This is a genomic window from Streptomyces achromogenes subsp. achromogenes (genome assembly GCF_000720835.1).
GTDB classification, from domain to species: domain Bacteria; phylum Actinomycetota; class Actinomycetes; order Streptomycetales; family Streptomycetaceae; genus Streptomyces; species Streptomyces achromogenes.
In genome coordinates this window covers 52663-65099 of the sequence record NZ_JODT01000018.1, presented here as the reverse complement: position 1 = coordinate 65099, position 12437 = coordinate 52663, and the positions used below count along the sequence as shown (strand labels likewise).

Here is a 12437-nt window from a genome sequence, read left to right as displayed (position 1 = left end):
GCTCGCCCGATCGGGGCCACTTGGCGCGCAGTCCCGAAGTCACCCCGCCCCGTGGGGCCGTGAGTACACCGGCCACGTCACCCTTCCCCGGCGTATCCCGCCGACCGCTCCTGTTCCGACCGGCACCCGGCCGGAACCGATCGCGCCGTCCCGGACGGGTCGCCGGAGCGCGTGGGCGCCTCGACAAACGGAGGGACCATGGCAGCAATCCGCCTGACACTGAAGGCCGCGTTGTGCACGGCCGTCGCCTTGCTGGTGGCCGCCGTCTGGACACAACCGGCGAACGCGTGGACCTGGGCCAGAGCGGTCACCGTGTACAACGGGTCCGGCCTGTGCGTCCGCGGGGACGCGGGCATCGACCACAAGCGGCCCGGCGCGATGTCCGGCAACCTCGCGTACTCCCACACCTACGCGCTCACCCAAGGGTGCGGCACCGGACTGTCCAGGCCCGACGGCTGGGCCGCCACGCGGGCCACCGTCTACCACTGGAACGGCTCCGCGTGGACGGTGTGCCGCACCAGCGACTGGAAGTTCGGCGCCACGGGCCAGACGGGTGGCGAGTTCCCCGGGCCCTGGGGGCCTGAGCTGGTGTTCGACTGGGGCGGGTGGCAGTCGTGCGGTCAGGGCTACTACGGCACGCTCGCCGCGGCCTACGTCTGGGACGGCTCCGCATGGCGCGGCGGCGGCGTCTGGTCGGGCTACGAGTACGCCTCGCCCACCAGCTTCCACGGCGCCCGGCAGAAGGCGCCCCGGCTCGCACCGTCCCAGCACACCGCGCCGCCCTCCGTCCACCCGAAGACGCGGACGCACGCGCACTGACACCAGGAGCACAACCGCGTCCCCACGTGTCCGGCGGATCCGCGAGGAACCGCCGGACACCTGCTGTCGCGCGGCCCGGAGCCGTGCACGAAACGCAGCTGGTTGACCAGGTGACTTTTGAACCGGTGACCATCCGTACAGGAAGAAATCACCGGTGACCGGTGGACACAATGGAGGAGGGGAGCGGAGCGAGGGAGACCTTCGATGATCACCGTGGAACACGTTCCTCAAGCGGAAACGGATTACCTGGCGCAGCTGAGAGAAGCCGCGCAACGCTTCGGCGACCGGAGCCCGCAGCGAGAGGACACTCTCCAGACCCTCGAGAGCCGGGGCGTGCTGTACGCCGACGACCCCGGTCGGGTCGTGAAACGGCTGGCGCGGCTGAACGCCGACTGGTCCCTCGCCAAGGCGATCGAACAGACACCGACGCGGCCCGCCACGACGACCGGCAGTACGCTGTCGCTGTCACCGGACGCCTTCGGCGCCGATCTCCTCGGCCTGGAACGCCTCATGGGGCGCAACAACCTCACCGGAGTGGCCTTCCTCGAGGGAGGGTACCGGGCCGCCCGGTCGATCGGCCGGGTCTGCGTCCGCACACCGGAGGGCGGACATTACGGCACCGGTTTCATGGTGTCCCCTTCCCTCCTCCTCACCAACAACCACGTACTGCGGAGCCTGGAGGAAGCCGGTCACGCCGTCGTCCAGTTCGATTACCAGGCAGGCGTGGACGGTCGCCCGCTGATTCCGGTGACCTTCCGCATCGATCCCCACGGTTTCTTCGCCACCGACCGTGAACTGGATTTCACCGTCGTCGCGGTGGCCGAGTCCAACGAGGAGGGCGCGCGGCTCACCGACTTCGACTGGCTGCCGCTGGACGGAGCGCAGGGAAAGGCCATCCTCGGGGAATTCGTCAACATCATCCAGCACCCCAACGGCGAGCCCAAGCAACTCGCCCTGCGCGAGAACCAGATCGTCGACCTGCTCGACTCGTTCGTCCACTACGTGACCGACACCGCGCCGGGTTCCTCCGGGTCCCCCGTCTTCAACGACCAGTGGGAAGTCGTCGCGCTGCACCACTCGGCCGTGCCGGAGACCGATCCCGACGGCCAGCCCCTGGCCACCGACGGAACACCCTGGCGGCCGGGGATGGGCGAACACCGCCTGGCGTGGAAGGCCAACGAAGGAGTGCGGGTCAGCCGCGTGCTGCAAGCGCTGAGCCGGCTCACGCTGACCGGGAACGCGGCCCGGCTGCGCGACGAGCTGTTCCAGCCACCGGACCGGCCGCGCCCCGAGAGCGCACCGCCGACGGCGGCGAAGCCGGGTCCGGACGGATCCGTGCCGGACGGCTCCGCACCGCTCGCCTCCGGTCCCGCCGTCGGCATCACCGTGCCCCTGAGGATCACCGTAGGCGTCGACACGCGGGCACCCGGACAGCGCGGCCCCGGCCGGTCCGCCGTTCCGCGGGTGACCGCGCTGACCGCCGACGGCGCCGGCCCCGCCCGGCCGGGACAGGTGGCGGCAAGCTCCGCCGTCACCGACGCCGTCGCCCAGGACCTGGACGCGGCCCTGCTCAACCTCCGGCTCGGGGAGGCGCGCGCCTACTACGTCCGCGACGACGACCGCGCCGCACGGGACGCGTACTACGCGCACGTCGACGCCGACTCGTACGGCGAGCCATTGCGGCAGGCGCTGACCGCGCTGCTGGAGGAGACCCACGGGCCCCGGCCCTCGTACAAACCGGCGCGCATGCTCTACCCGTGGGTCGACCTCCACCCCGACCGCCTCCTGCGCAGCGTCTACTCGGGGAAGACCTTCACGGCGGAGGAACTCATACGCGCCGACGCCGCCGCCGAGGCGTCCCGGCTCCGGGGCATGCAGGAGTTCCTGCTGCGGGCGAGCGCGGCCAGCGCGGACGCACTGGCCGCCGAACTGGACGAGCTGGAGGCTTCGCTGCCGTTCAACTGCGAGCACGTGGTCCCGCAGTCCTGGTTCGCCAAGCGGGAACCCATGCGGGGTGATCTGCACCATCTGTTCGCGTGCGAACCGGCGTGCAACAGCTTCCGCGGCAACTACCCCTACATGGACTTCCCCGGCTTCGACGAGGCCGTACGGGACGACTGCGGCATGCGCGAGAAGAGCGGCTTCGAACCGGAGCACAGCAAGGGAGCCGTCGCCAGGGCCACCCTGTACTTCCTGTTGCGGTACCCCGGACTCGTCGGGGACAGGGCGAGGGAGTTCCCCGAGGAGCGGCTGCCCATCCTCCTGGACTGGCACGAGAACGAACCCGTGACCGAGTACGAGTTGCACCGCAACGCGGCCATCGCCGGGATACAGGGCAACCGCAACCCCCTGATAGACCACCCCGAGTGGGCCCGGAGCATCGACTTCTCCGGCGTCTGGCCCTGATGGCCGTCACCGGTCCGGCGACTCGGGCGGTGGCAGGCGGATGGTGCGGGCCCGTTCCACGGCCTCCACGCCTTCCACCGCCCGCAGCAGCGGGATCCGGTCCTCGGCGATGGTGCCGGCGGCCGTGCCGAGGAGCGGCTGCTCACTCGTCACGGTGAGGCCGACGGCCCGTGCCGCACCGATGGTCTCGGTGAACCGGCCCGGGTCGTCGACCGACAGGATGACATCCACCCGCGGGGATTCGGTCACGGAGCCTGCCCCAGCCCGGCACCGACGCTCGCGGGGGCCTGCGCGAGCCGGTACGCGCCGGACAGGAGGCGCTTCTTCAGTTCGGTCGCCGTGGCGTCCGGTGCCGCCTCGCCCAGCAGCGCGACGATGCCCGCGATGTGCGGGGTGGCCATGCTGGTCCCGCTGATCGTGTTGTAGAGCTGGGGCATCGGCCAGGCGGAGCGCACCTCCACCCCGGGCGCCGCGATGTTGACCTCGGCACCGAGGAGACCCTGGCCCCGGCAGGAGAACGGCGCCACGTCCAGCGCCCTGCCCACCGCCGCGACGGCCAGGACCGAGGGGCAGTTGGCCGGGTGGTTGACCGGCCCGCCGTCGTTGCCCGCCGCCGCGACGATCAGCGTGCCCGCGGTGACGACCCGCTTGGCGAGGCTCTCGAAGACCGGTGAGAACAGCTGGCCGGGGCTGACCGGGGCGCCGAGTGACATGGAGATCACCTTCGCCCCCTGGGAGAGCGCCCACGCGATCCCCGCGAGGATCTGCCCGTCACTCCCGCTGCCCTGATTGCTGAGCACCTTGCCCGCCAGGATCTCCGCCCCGGGGGCGATGCCGTAGCGCGGCTGGTGCTGCGGCTCGGCCGGCCCCGCGGCCGTGCCGCAGCAGTGGGTGCCGTGCCCGTTGCCGTCCTGCACCGACTGCCCCGGCACGAAGGAGGCGGTTCCGGCGATGCGCGCGGAGAGGTCGGGGTGTTCGGTGTCCACTCCGGTGTCGAGCACCGCGACCCTGACGCCCTGCCCCGTCAGATGGGTGTGGTTGGCCCGTACCGCCTGCAGGCCCCATGTGTGAGCGGTCTCGTCCCAGGCGGGGCCCAGCGAGACGGCCATCGCCGCCGTGGTGTGCCGCTTCAGGACGTCCTCGTCGCTGCGGTACGTGGGGTAGTACCCCTTCACCTCCCGTGAGCGATCCGTGATCGTCGAGATGTAGACCAGGCGCTCGGGCTCCGCTGCGATGACCGACGGTTCCTCCTGAGCGGCCGTCATCAGCGCCTCGCGCTGATCCGGTGCCACGTCGATGACGGCGACGCCCAGCTCCGGGAAGAGCGCGCTCATGTCCGGCGCATCGAAGACGCGCACGGCGTTCTCCGCCTCGGCACCGCGCACCGATTCCGCGGCCGCGATGCCGGCCTGGGAGCGCAGCGCCTGCATGCCGCGCTCCTCTTCCTGACAGTCGAGAAGGACGAGGTACTTCCCCGTGTAGGCGTTCTCACGCTTGAGGACGCTCTGGTCGTAGAGTCCGAACTGCCCGTCGCCCGCACGGCGGTCGAATGATTCGTTCGTCATGGTGTCTCCGCTCCGACTCCCCCCGTGCATACGGTGACCGCCCCCGCCGCACGCCCGAGACACCTTCGGCGAGCGGATACCGCGCGTCCGGCCGTATGGTGAGTCGGCGCGTCCGAGCCTGCTGTACCGCCTTTTCTTCCACCCTCGTGCCGACCACGGCCGTACGCAACTCGTCGGGAGCGCTTCCCCGCCCACGGCCGTGCCACGCGAGAGCGGACCGGCGGCCCGGCCGCCGGTCCGCGGTTTCTCCGACTGCCGGGCGGGCGGTTCGCGGCCCACCGACGGTGACCGACCGGACACCCGGCGACCGTCCCGCCGAGCGCGAGCGCCGCGGCGCCGGCCGCGCAACGAGCCCCCGCCCGCTCGGTCCGACGTCGACGCCCGGTGCCGGCACGCGTCGCGCCCGCCGCGAGCGGGTCAGGCGGGATCCGTGACGGTGGGGGAGGTGGCATCCGTGACGGTGGGGGAGGTGGGTCGGGGGATGGTGCCCGTGGGGGCGTACTGGGCGGCTTGCGCGTCGAACATCGCGGCGTAGCGCCCCCGCGCGGCCATGAGTTCGTCGTGGCTGCCCTGCTCGACGAGCCGCCCGTGGTGCAGGACGTAGATGCGGTCGGCGTGCCGGACGCCGGACATCCGGTGGGTGACCAGGACGACGGCCCGGTTCGGGGCGGCGAGCCGGCGGATGCGGTCGAAGGCCGTGATCTCCGCCTCCGGGTCGAGGGCGGAGGTGGGCTCGTCCACGATGAGCACGCCGTCGGCATCGGAGGTGGAGCTGCGCCAGTGGGTCCGGGCGAGGCCGATCTTCTGCCACTCGCCGCCGGACAGCTCGCTCGCGCCGCGGAACATCCGGGCCAGAAGGCTGCGCAGGCCGTCGGGAAGCTTCGCGATGACCGGTCCGGCACCCGCGTAGTCGACGGACGGCCGCAGCTCCTCGGGACCGGCTTCCCGGGCGGGCCGGCCGATCCGGATGTTCAACGCCGCGGTCACGGGCCAGCGTTGGAAGTCCTGGGTGAGCAGCGCGACCCGGTCGAAGACCTCCGAGCGGTCCAGGGAGGCGAGACCGGCCTCGCCCCACAGCACCGTCCCGGTCTGAGGCAGCAACAGGCCCGACAGCACCTTCATCAGCGTGCTCTTGCCGGAGCCGTTCTCGCCGACCACGGCGGTGACCGAGCCCATGGGCAGGGTGAGTGACACCTCGTCCAGGGCGGGGGCCTCCCGGTCCGGGTAGCGGTAGCTCACTTTGTCCAGGACGACCTGCCGTACCCGTGCCGGGACGGGATCACCCCCGGCGGGAATGGTGCGCCGTGCCGCCTCCTCCAGGAACCGGGCGTGGTCGCGGACGTAGAGGGACTCCTCGTGCAACTGGTTCACGTTCATCACCAGCGCGCCCAGGCTCGCCGAGCCGGACCGGACGGCGATGACGGCGGTCCCGGCCACCGCCAGACTCATGTGCCCGTTCATGATCAGCAGGAACATGGCTCCGTACGTCGCCGCCATGGCGAGGCCGGACAGCGCGGCGGCCACCCACTCGGTGACGGCCTTGCCGGCGGCCAGCCGTTCCTGCTCCGCCTCGGCGCTCTCCGCCATCCGCTCGTAGCGGCTGAGCAGGAACGGCCCGACGGCGTGGATGCGCACCTCCTGTGCCGCGGTGCGCTCGGTGAGCAGGTTGCCGATGAGGCGGCTGGCCCGCACGTGCTCGACCCAGCTCATGACCGACACATACCGTTCCTGCGCCACCCGCATCGCGCCCCAGCCGCGCGGCGCCGCGATCAGGATCAGCATCGGCAGCAGCGCGGGGTGGAGGAGGGTGAGCACACCGGCCGTGGAGATCAGGGAGATGGTCCCGTTCAAGGCGGCCACGCAGGCGCTGATCATGCGATGGGCGGATGCGGCGCCGTACTGGGCGACATCGATCAGCCGCCGGAATTCCGGGTCCTCGATGGCCTCCAGCTCCACGGACGCGGCGGCGGCCAGGTACTGGGTCGTGGCGATCCGCTCCACCAGCGGCTCCAGCCGGCCCGCCCGTGAGGTGGACCAGCCGGCCAGGCCCGAGTTGACCACGGCGGCTCCGGCGGCGGCGAACAGTCCGGGCAGGACCGCGTGCAGCCGCTGGTCGGGGGTGCCCGAACCGAGCAGGGCGTGCATCACGGCGTTCACCGCGAGCAGCCCGACCGCCGCGGCGACCCCCTGGCCGACCTCGCTGACGGCGACCGTGAGCAGCGCGCGGCGGTCCGCCTGCCACGCCATCCGCAAGGTCGCCCCGACCAGCCTCGGCATGGAGCGCAGAGCCGACATCATCGTCAGGTCGAGCCAGGCGTGCTCATGCTCCGACCAGCCCGAGTCGTAGCGCAGCGGACCGCCGAAGAGCTCCTGCTCGGCGTCGGAGACCTTCGGCTCGGCCATCCGCACGCGCCCGAAGAACCGCTTCACAGCGCGCCTCCTCGCCCGCCGGGCCGGCGCGGCGCCCGCAGAACCCGGGTGCGCGGCCACCGCGCCAGGTCATGGGGAGTCGTCTGTGCTGGTGTCCTGGCCGAAGTCAACGTGGTCCCCCTCGACGGTGATGTGGCTGCTCCTGCGACTCAACGAGCCGGTGGCCATTTCGAACACACGTGTTTCGGTCGTGTTGGCAACCCTGGAATGCGGCGCGAGCCGAAGCGTGCCGGTCGCATCGACCTGTGCGGCCCTTGGGGCAAGGCCCGGAGCGACGATGGCCGAAACGCCGAGCGTGCCGCTGTCGCCGCGCCGTGGCTCGCACTCCGCGACCTGCACTCCGCAGCCCGCACTCCGTGGCCTGCATTCCGTGGCCGGCTGGAGCGCTCCGCTGTGACCGTGGGCGGATGGGCCGGCCCGGCCGACGATCACCCGCGGCTACTTGATCAAGGCGTTCGCCACCACCACGATCAGCCCCAGCAGCGCGTCGCCCAGTCCGACGAGGACGGCCACCGGCCAGCTGCGTGCCGACCAGCGGGCGGTGACGAGACCGAGACCGAACAGGATGACGATGTTGAGGACGAACGCCGCGTACTCGACACCCTTCGCGGGCCACCACCCCCAGCGCGCGCCCGCGAGGAGGAAGGCCGTGGGGAGCACGGCCGCGACGAGCGGCCACTCGTTGCGCAGCGCGAGCAGGGCGTCCCACCGGCGGTGCGGGGTGCGCTCGGCGATGTAGTGGGCGTAGCCGTGGGCGAGGGCGGAGGCGCACGCGGTCACGAGCACCCACGCGGCGTCGTAGCCGCGGACATCGGCGGAGGTGTGGCCGTACTGGGTGAGCGCCGCGACCATCGAGCTGGCGAGGACGGCGCCGTACACCCCGCCGAAGAGAACGATCTCCCGCGTGTCCTGGTGCCGAGACGACCGCCGGGGTTCAGCCATGTCCTCACGATCACTCGGGCGCAGTGCCCGCGCCACTCCGCACACCCGGCGAAGCGTCCTCCGTCTCCGAGCCGATTCCCTCCGCATGAAAACTTTTGCGTCATCTTGCGCAAGGGATGGGTGACGGCCGTGGGGCCGGTCCGGAGCCGGTAAGCGACCTGCGGACGTCAGCACGAAGACACCTTTCAGGGCCTCCGCAGCCGGTCGGCCAGTTGAAGAGTCCAACCCCTGACCGCTGTCCATCTGTTCAATCTTTGAACGAAGAGTCTGGAGTCGTACGGGCTCTGCGGCCGAAACGCATGCTCGGTTGAACGCATGAGACACGAACGGTCACCAAATGACTTCAACTCGTGTTGAGATGTGCGCGGACGGCAGGCACGGACCTGCCTCCTCCCGCAGCGGCGTCCACGGCCGCTTCCCACCACACAAGGGGTGACATGTCCTCGATACGTCATCGGGTCCCGTCCGCCTGGCGTTCGCTCCTCATGCTCGGCGTGCTCCTCGCCGGCCTGCTCGTGGTCACGGCCCCCCGTGCCCGGGCGACCACGGCACAGGACGTCTCCGTCTCCTTCGGCGTGCAGGCCACCACCGAAGGAGAGACGCTCCTGGTGTCCGGCAGCGCACCACAGCTGGGTGCCTGGGACCCGGCCAGGGCCGTTCCCCTGGGCACCACGGCGAGCGCCTACCCACACTGGTCGACCACCCTCCAGCTGCCCGCCGGCCTCACGGTGCAGTACAAGTACATCAAGCGTTCCCCCACCGGCATCGTGACCTGGGAAAGCATTCCCAACCGCACCCTGACCGTCTCCCCGAACACGCCGGGCAACGACGACCGTTGGAACGTCGCCCCCGTGCCGGCCGACTTCCACGCCACCGCCACCACCACCTGGGGCCAGAACCTCTACGTCTCCGGCAACGTCGCCGACCTCGGCGCCTGGGACCCCGCCAAGGCCCTCCCCCTGACCACCGCCTCCGCCACGTACCCGGAGTGGACCGGCACCCACCAGCTGCCGCCCGGCACCACCGTGCAGTACAAATACCTGAAGAAGAACCCCGACGGCACCGTCACCTGGGAGAACGGCGACAACCGCACCGTCTTCGTCACGTCCACCGGCACCGTGACGCTGAACGACGTCTGGCGCTGACATCCCGGTAGTTGCGGGTGGCCAGCGGGCTCAGGCAGCGAGGTCGGCCGGAAATCGCGGTTGCGAGGGCGCCGGGGTGGGCCGCGGCCACCGGCGCGAAGGGCGACTTCGTCGTCTTCGCGGATATTCCCGTCAGGAGATGGCCTGTCGAAGTACAGAGACCCCGGGAATCGAGCCGAAGCCGAGGCGCACGGTCATCCGTTCACCTCTGAGGAAAATGTCGCCGCCGGGCACGAACTCGCGGCCCAGGTCTGCCGGGAACTGCACCGCGCCGGTATCCCCGCGTACGTCATGCGTCCCGAAGCAACGACACAGCCCGGTGCCGGGGTGGAAGTGGACGACAGTCAGGATGGTTATGTCGGCGGCCTCTATGTCCGCTGGAGCGCACCAGTTCTGGCGGAGGCCGGAATAAAGGCAGTGACGGAACGACGGGACCCGGCGGCGCCGGAATGGAAACATCATGCCGAGGTCGTACTCCTCATGCAGACGGCGTTGATCGGGATCCTGCGATTGGCGGGCTTCTCCGCCGTACCGGCCGAGGATGTGGACGACATCGCCAAGGGCGATGTCTACATCCATGCCGGTCCGCCAACGTCTTCCTGAACACCTTGTCGGCGGGTAGGGCCCCAACTCCCTCTACGCCATCGCGTACCACTGCCGTCGGCGTGGCCGACTACTCGCTGGGTGACGTGGTCGCGGCCCGTTTCTTCCAACGCGCCGAGCATCCCGTCGATGCGCGGCCAACAGAGCGCCTTCAGCGCACGCGGAATGCGCGCCGACGCGTGGACGGGGCATACGCGCGCCCCGCACGGTTTCCCCGCGCCGGCAGTCGCGGCACCACAGCGGCACCTCGCCCGTCACTCGTCGCGGATTCGCGATTCCGGGTTTGCCCGCGTCGTACGGGGTCATCCGCCAGCGAGTACGACTTGTCGAACAGAGGAGGGCTGACGCTATGTCCGCCAGTGAGAAGGCACGGGCCAAGGCCGAGCAGGCTGTCGGCAAGATCGCGCAGGCGGCCGGCCGGGCTACCGGAAACACCAAGCTGGTCGCCAAGGGCGACGCCGCCGAGGCCATGGGCAAGGCCCGCGAGAACAAGGAGTCGCTCAAGGAAACCGGTCACCACTGACCGGCTCCCCGCACTGTGTCGGCAGACCGTACACCAGGTCTGCCGACACGCGGTGCGCTCGTCCCGCGAAGACGGTGAACGCCGCTTGGCGGCCCGTCCGGTGACTGCGGCGGTCGGGCGAAGACCCTGGCCGGCTGCACGGGCCCGCCGGACACGGCGCGCCGGTCCAACGGTTTCCCCCGGACCACCGAGGACTGTTCCGTCACCGTGGCCGCGACGGGCGGTCGCTCGCGGACGGTCACGCCGCAGGCGTGCCCACGGCCTCCTTACCGCGATCAGCCAGGGGCCGTCCGCGTACTGGAAGACGCGGAGCGACACCCACCAGTTCCACCGTGCCGCGTGTCCCTCACGGAATCGGGGCATCCGGAGGACAGGAAGGCGGACAGGAAGGAGGACTGCCCGATGCCCGCTTCCCGTCCGCCCGCGCCCCGTCGGGCGAAGGCGGTGCCCACTCTGCCTGGCACCGGCGCGTGTGCGGCAGTTCGCCGGGCACGGACTGGCGGTACCGTCGCGCGTGAGCCGCGCGTTCGCTCGGAACCAGCGCTCGACAACTCCACCGCAGACACGAGCTGTTACAAGGCGACCGCGGGCGCCTTCGGCGGTCGTCGTCGGCCTGGACGAAGACACCGCGTACCCGCCGGACACCCTGCACGGCACCCGCACCCCGCACGTCGACGCGTCCGCCGCCCTCCTCCCGTGCGAGAAGGTCCGTGTCTTCTACGGGTCATGCCTCGCCGGCACGCCGCTCGTCTCACGGACAACCGCATCACCCCCGCAAGGCCGTTGACGACTGGAGGACCGCATGGCCCGCATCGCCTTGTTCCCGCGCGCAGCCTCTTCCGGCGGCGCGCCCCGAACGAGCCCCCTTGCCCGGTTCGGCCTTCGGGGCCGGACCAGGGCGGCGGCACAGCCCCCCGAGGGCGCCGAGAAAACCTCGATGACGAAGGCGACCGGGAGCACCCGGCTGTTCGCGAGGATGCGGGCGTGGCAGAGGGGTGGCTCTGCCCGGAGCGCGAGGGCGGGCAGGGAGGTTGACGCCCGTACGGCCACCAGGGCGAGGGCTGCCGAGGAAACGACGGCCCGCCGCTCCCGCCGTCGGCACCTGTTCCCCTTGCCGGTACGGATCCTGGCGATGCTCTGCGCCTTCGTCTTCATGGTGGCCTTCGCCGCCGTACTGGCCAAGATCACCCTGGAGCCGTCCCCGGCCTCGGTCTCCCTGACGCACAGCAACCTGCATCCCGGTCGCTCCCTCAAGGCCTATCTGGACCAGCCTGAGCTGCGGGACACCGTCAAGCAGATCGGCGGCAACCTCCTGCTGGGCGTGCCGTTCGGGGTACTGCTGCCGGTGCTCGCCCCGGGGGCCCGGGGGTTCTGGCGGGTGCTGCTGCTGACCGCGACGGTGATGCTGCTGGTCGAGATGGTTCAGGGCTTTCTGGTCACCGGGCGGGTCTTCGACGTGGACGACGTCATCCTCAACACGACCGGCGCGTTGGCCGGTTACCTGGTGTTGGGCCGCAGGCTCGGACGGGTGCACGATCGCCGTAAAGACGCGTGACGCGCACGGGGGCTGACACGCTCGGGCCGCAGGACTCGGGGTCGTAAGACCGAACTCGCGGGCAACGCCGTCGGTCCACGAACACAGCCGGGCTGCGCCCACGCACCCCGCCACCCGGCACGACGCGCCTGCCCTCGAAACCGGCCCGGGTGCCGGGCAACGGCCGGTCGAGTCGTCCTCCGCCCCGCCAAGGCTCACGGCCCGGCCGACGCGGCGTCCGGGCGAACTGTGCGCGGAATATTGACACTTGCCGTACGCGCTGGCTTCATGAACCAGTGAATGGGAGCGCTCCCACTCGCTCCTGTCTCCACACCTCGAACCACCGCACCGCGGCACGACACGAACCCCCCTCCCCACCGTACGGAAGGAACGTCCGTTGCGCCCGCTCTCCTTCCTCACCTCCCGAAGACCCCCCGCTCCTCAGGCAGCGGTTCCCGAGATCCGCCCCG

General features: G+C 71.0%; 11 protein-coding genes. 5 read left to right on the top strand and 6 right to left on the bottom strand.

Translation table 11 applies throughout. The features are described 5' to 3' along the window. Positions 1-198 precede the first annotated feature (198 nt). Both IH25_RS0119520 and IH25_RS0119515 read left to right on the top strand, forming a co-directional pair. Positions 199-819 carry a hypothetical protein gene (locus IH25_RS0119520; protein WP_030611718.1) on the top strand — a complete coding sequence of 207 codons (621 nt, stop codon included), beginning with the start codon at positions 199-201 and terminating at the stop codon, positions 817-819. 204 nt (positions 820-1023) lie between these two features. Continuing rightward, the gene (locus IH25_RS0119515; protein WP_030611715.1) at positions 1024-3225 is read left to right on the top strand and encodes an endonuclease; all 2202 of its coding nucleotides are present in this window, start codon (positions 1024-1026) and stop codon (positions 3223-3225) included. 6 nt (positions 3226-3231) lie between these two features. On the opposite strand, the gene IH25_RS0119510 is transcribed toward IH25_RS0119515, so the two are convergent. The 5 genes from IH25_RS0119510 to IH25_RS0119490 form a co-directional block, all read right to left on the bottom strand. After that, positions 3232-3474, bottom strand: a complete 243-nt coding sequence (locus IH25_RS0119510; RefSeq protein WP_030611712.1) for a hypothetical protein — start codon at positions 3472-3474, stop codon at positions 3232-3234. Further along, positions 3471-4790: a S8 family serine peptidase gene (locus IH25_RS0119505; RefSeq protein WP_078844324.1), complete on the bottom strand. Its 1320-nt coding sequence runs from the start codon at positions 4788-4790 to the stop codon at positions 3471-3473. Before IH25_RS0119505 ends, IH25_RS0119510 begins: the two co-directional genes overlap by 4 nt. Before the next feature lie 417 nt (positions 4791-5207). Continuing rightward, positions 5208-7220 (bottom strand): ABC transporter ATP-binding protein, encoded by a 2013-nt coding sequence (locus IH25_RS0119500; RefSeq protein WP_030611706.1) that lies wholly within the window; start codon positions 7218-7220, stop codon positions 5208-5210. 69 nt (positions 7221-7289) lie between these two features. Further along, positions 7290-7559: a hypothetical protein gene (locus IH25_RS0119495; protein ID WP_030611703.1), complete on the bottom strand. Its 270-nt coding sequence runs from the start codon at positions 7557-7559 to the stop codon at positions 7290-7292. Between the two features lie 99 nt (positions 7560-7658). After that, positions 7659-8162, bottom strand: coding sequence for a hypothetical protein (locus tag IH25_RS0119490; protein ID WP_030611701.1), 504 nt, complete (start codon positions 8160-8162; stop codon positions 7659-7661). 437 nt (positions 8163-8599) lie between these two features. On the opposite strand from IH25_RS0119490, the gene IH25_RS42835 reads away from it, so the two are divergent. Continuing rightward, positions 8600-9307 carry a CBM20 domain-containing protein gene (locus IH25_RS42835; RefSeq protein ID WP_078844323.1) on the top strand — a complete coding sequence of 236 codons (708 nt, stop codon included), beginning with the start codon at positions 8600-8602 and terminating at the stop codon, positions 9305-9307. Between the two features lie 132 nt (positions 9308-9439). Here IH25_RS42835 and IH25_RS0119480 read toward each other — a convergent pair whose 3' ends face one another. Next, a complete protein-coding gene (locus IH25_RS0119480; protein WP_030611695.1) occupies positions 9440-9886 on the bottom strand; it encodes a hypothetical protein in 447 nt (148 codons plus the stop codon). Positions 9887-10259: 373 nt separating this feature from the next. Here IH25_RS0119480 and IH25_RS39560 point away from each other — a divergent pair, with 373 nt between their 5' ends. Both IH25_RS39560 and IH25_RS0119470 read left to right on the top strand, forming a co-directional pair. Then, positions 10260-10433, top strand: a complete 174-nt coding sequence (locus IH25_RS39560) for a CsbD family protein (RefSeq protein ID WP_078844322.1) — start codon at positions 10260-10262, stop codon at positions 10431-10433. A gap of 976 nt (positions 10434-11409) precedes the next feature. After that, positions 11410-11988 (top strand): VanZ family protein, encoded by a 579-nt coding sequence (locus IH25_RS0119470; protein ID WP_107058420.1) that lies wholly within the window; start codon positions 11410-11412, stop codon positions 11986-11988. Positions 11989-12437 lie beyond the last annotated feature (449 nt).